Source organism: Corynebacterium sp. HMSC064E08 (assembly GCF_001811805.1).
GTDB classification, from domain to species: domain Bacteria; phylum Actinomycetota; class Actinomycetes; order Mycobacteriales; family Mycobacteriaceae; genus Corynebacterium; species Corynebacterium jeikeium_D.
In genome coordinates, this window is sequence record NZ_KV806696.1 from 1 (window position 1) to 4,016 (window position 4,016).

1 protein-coding gene and 2 pseudogenes are annotated in these 4,016 nt (G+C 50.1%); 1 reads left to right on the top strand and 2 read right to left on the bottom strand.

The window, feature by feature from the left end; genetic code table 11:
* Positions 1–116: 116 nt before the first annotated feature.
* Positions 117–452 (top strand): annotated as a pseudogene (locus HMPREF2820_RS10635) (transposase); the annotation flags it as partial.
* Positions 453–1,264: 812 nt separating this feature from the next.
* Here the strand turns inward: HMPREF2820_RS10635 and HMPREF2820_RS03175 are convergent.
* Positions 1,265–2,566: an AbiH family protein gene (locus HMPREF2820_RS03175; RefSeq protein WP_070429663.1), complete on the bottom strand. Its 1,302-nt coding sequence runs from the start codon at positions 2,564–2,566 to the stop codon at positions 1,265–1,267.
* A 71-nt stretch (positions 2,567–2,637) separates the two neighbouring features.
* Positions 2,638–3,850: pseudogene (locus tag HMPREF2820_RS10795) on the bottom strand (IS3 family transposase).
* Positions 3,851–4,016: the final 166 nt, after the last annotated feature.

The window sequence follows — 4,016 nt, forward strand, 5'->3', positions numbered from 1 at the left end:
CCACTTTTTGTTTTACCCACAAGTAAACAACATTTTGTTAGTGGTGTTCGCTTTTCAGTGGCTTTGTAATCCTTCGCTTCTGCTTCAATACGTTCTCCAAGGGTATAAGGAAAGTCCGCAGAAGCCTTAAAGGAACAATTTTCCATTCCGATCATGGCAGTGTGTACACCTCGCAGGCATTTAGAGAGCACTGCGCTGTATTTGGTGTGCGTCAATCCATGGGCGCGGTGGGAACGAGTGCCGATAACGCCGTGGCAGAATCATTTAACACCACCTTAAAGCGTGAAGATCTGCGTAATCGGAAAGTCTTTGACGATCCCACTACCTGCCGCCAAGAAGTCTTCCGAAGGTGCATGCGCTACAACACGCGCAGACGACACTCCTAGTGCAACCTTCTAGCCCCCGATACATTCGAAGCGCTTAATTCAGCTACAGTGACCCAAGCAGCATAGCTAACCCCCGACGTGTCTACTTTCCGGGGGGGGGGCAGGCCCTTATCCCGATGAAAAGGTCTAATGCGTTCAACCAGCGCCAGCTTCGCGAAGGCGACGAACACTTAATCCACAGGCCTTGGACTGGCGATACCCACGCGAGGTGATGAACCCGCCAGCGTGATGAACCCGCCAGCACGGTTATTTTTTCAACGCCTTACAGATGAACTCGACAGGGAAAATACTCCGGTACTCATCGATAAACCGGATCTATTCTTAACGTTTTGGGCCTGGTTCCGACGCGAAAAAGCTGAGGTAGCTTTTAAAAGTTCTTTGGTATCGCGTAGCTGGTGAGTTTTACGGCGTAGCCTTGCGTTTTGGCAGCCACATCTTCAGGCACCGGTTCTGGGATGTTCCCTGCACGACGGGCCTGCGAAAAGTCCATTGATAAGCTGTGTGCCGTGAAACCCCTAGCTTTGGTCTAATGCTTGGCACGCGACTTGCATCGACATATTTTCCGCCAAGATGCGATCTTCCACGAGCCGGATCACACGGTCCTTCGCATTTTGGTCCAAATTTCTCGGCATATTCCGGTTTTTCCCATCTACTCAAACGGAACAAAACCTAGGACACGTCAGATAAATTACCTTTCGTCCCAACCCAACCGGGCTGGTTATCAGGTGTCCATCAAACAGCGCTCAGGTCCGAGTGTCGTTAAAACGCTACGAGACCTACAAGGGAATTTACCTAGGAAAGAACTCAAACTTTGTCACATTAATTGCACGAATGAGTGACGTGACGAAATTTAAAGGAAATGGCCGGGACCCTGAAATTTAGCGGGGTACAGGGACATGTGCGGGGTCACGATCAGAGGGTTCGAAAATGGCAGGATTGAATCCGAACGCGGAAAGTGTTTCGTTGTCTGAGTACGTTACAGCGTGTACACGGAGGCTGAGGTCGCCAAACAATTCTTCATCGAGTTCCCGCCCACCGAACATAGTAGGGTCGTAATTGCAATTGATGAATCTGCTCTCAATAGCTTTTGGAGAAGCCTGTTCATCAACCTGAACGTCCGAAGAAAAATATTTGTAAATCATCAGTTCTGCTCCTTCGGAGACTCGACGCAAGATGTGTCGCCACCACCATCGATCCGTTTCTCCGATTGAGCTGCCAAAGATAATGAAAAATTCTGATTCTTCGATCATCTTGCGGTAGCGACGGGATGTTTGTGCCCAAAAGATTTTTTCAAACTTGTGGGAGGAACCTTGGTTCGCGTCTTGATCCGTACCGTCAATCCCGAACAATAGGGATCGTGGTACTGCCTGCATTCCATGCGGATGATGGATCTCTGTCATCAGGTAAGAGGAACAACCAGTTTCAGCGTTTGCTCTAGAGCAGTACTCACTTGGATAGAGATGATTCCGTGGATTCCGTCGAAACTGAAAGTTCGTGTCCACGGTGGTGTTTGGATGAGGATCGAACTGTTCTTGGTCGAGATATAGGTAGTTATCAAGGAGGAAAGTGTAATTGAAATTGATGATGTTGAAATTGAAAAGATCGTAATGATTGGTTTTAGACGGCAGAGCCAAGTATTGATAGGCGTTGCTGTCGAGATCGCCCAGAAATCGGCTAAATGTACAATAGGCCCACTGGTGAGATTGCGCCTCCCTATCCAATTCGTTTAGCAAATCTGGGCTGACCACTAGGTCAAGAAAACTGGAAAAGTGACGTTGGATTTCTGCCAAGTCGCGGCGGAGTTTTACGAAGTCGATAGGACCCGGACTAGATACAAATTCCTGTAACCGTGCTTCGAAATCGCTCCAATTAGGGAACCCATCTTTGCCTTGGCCACGCTGTTCTTCATGTTCTTTGCGCAGCTCATTCATCTTCTTGAAAATCATGTTTTCGGCGTTAAAGTTCATTGACTTCAGATAAAAGAAGAATGATTGGTAGTCAGTTCGATACTTGGCATTAAGCAGGGAAAGAGCAGCAATGTCGAAGCCATTTCCGACAAGCATCATAATATTGTGCTGGACCTTGTCGTTGGAGGGCTTTAGACAGGCGAAATCAGTGTGGTCGTATTTCCTGATGCCGTGATGGACTGGATCCTCGGTGCGGGTAGTCGGCTTGGTCATCGTTCCTTCAACCTGAGTCTTCAAAATTCTTTAACGGAGTTTGAAGCGTCCTGGGTTTAGTTCCGCTTCTTTTACGGCCCTGTGTTGATGGGCTGGGTGAAATAGTACTTGGTTTCTACTTCTTGTGGGGTGGCGTACTCCAATGCTTCATGAAGCCTTTTGGTGTTCCACCAATGCACCCACCGCAAGGTGGCCAGTTCGGCTTCCCCGACCGACGTCCAGGGGCCTTGGGCATGAATCAGTTCCGCCTTGTAGAGACCGTTGACGGTCTCAGCTAGAGCATTGTCTTAGGAATCGCCGACTGTTCCGACACTTCGCCGGATTCCGGATTCGGCTAGCGCGGTGGAATACTTCAGTGACACGTATTGGCTGCCCCGATCGCTATGGTGAATCAGTTGGTTTCCATGGATTCGTCCTGCAGTCGTTAAGGCATGTTCCAAGGCCTCCATGGGCAGCGCATCGGTGCGCATCGTTGAGCGTGTAGCAACACCAACAATTTTTCGGCTGTAGACATCCACGACAAACGCGGTGTAGGCGAATCCCGACAGAATGCGAACGTGAGCAATGTCGGCAACCCAAAGCCTGCCTGGCGCTTGTGCACGAAAGTCTCGCTGCGCTAGGTCTGGGCGATGATCCGGTGTCTTCGGGCTAATTGTTGTCACGGGGGTTCGTCCGCATCTGCGGCAGGAAACACCTGCTAGCTTCATTAATCGGGCGGTCTTGTCGCGGCCGATATGAAAGTCTTCACGGTTCATCGCGTACCACATTTTGCGGATTCCGTAGACTGAGAAATTCTGCGCATGCACACGCTGTATCTCTGCAATGAGAAGGCTATCGCTTAAGGCTCTTGCACTGGGAGCGCGTGTGGTGGCTTTGCGGTAGCCGCGTGAAGTGATGAATCCACGATCTGCTTGTTTTAGGCCTCGACCCCCAAACTGATCTTTATATGCGTCGATGTAGGAGATCATTTAGTCGTGGGTCGGTCGAGTTCCGCTGCGAAAAAGCCGAAGCAGTCTTGAGAATCCCGTTTGCTCGTTTCAGTTCGCGGTTTTCGTGGCGCAGATGCTTGAGCTCTTCTTCCATCGTTTCGCCGCCAGACGCGTCAGAGTCATCACGTACCGAAGCGCCGTCACGGTGCCAAGCCCGCAACGTATGGTGAGATACCCCAAGCAGCTCACCGACCTCCGTGTAGGCACGTTACAGTGAGCAAGACTCCCGGCGGACCATTTCGATGATCTGATGGACCGCCTTCTCCTTGAACTCGACGGAATATTCTCTAGGCATAGTTCAGTCCTTCCTTAGCTGAGGTAGGAACTCAACCCAGGACGCTTCAATATGGATCGTGTGTATAAACTGGTGGAAATTGGGTTGATGACCAGCGGATTCGCTTAAATAAGGGCGTGTGTGTAATGTATTTGGAGGTCAGCGTGGCCAGGCAGTTTATGTGTTT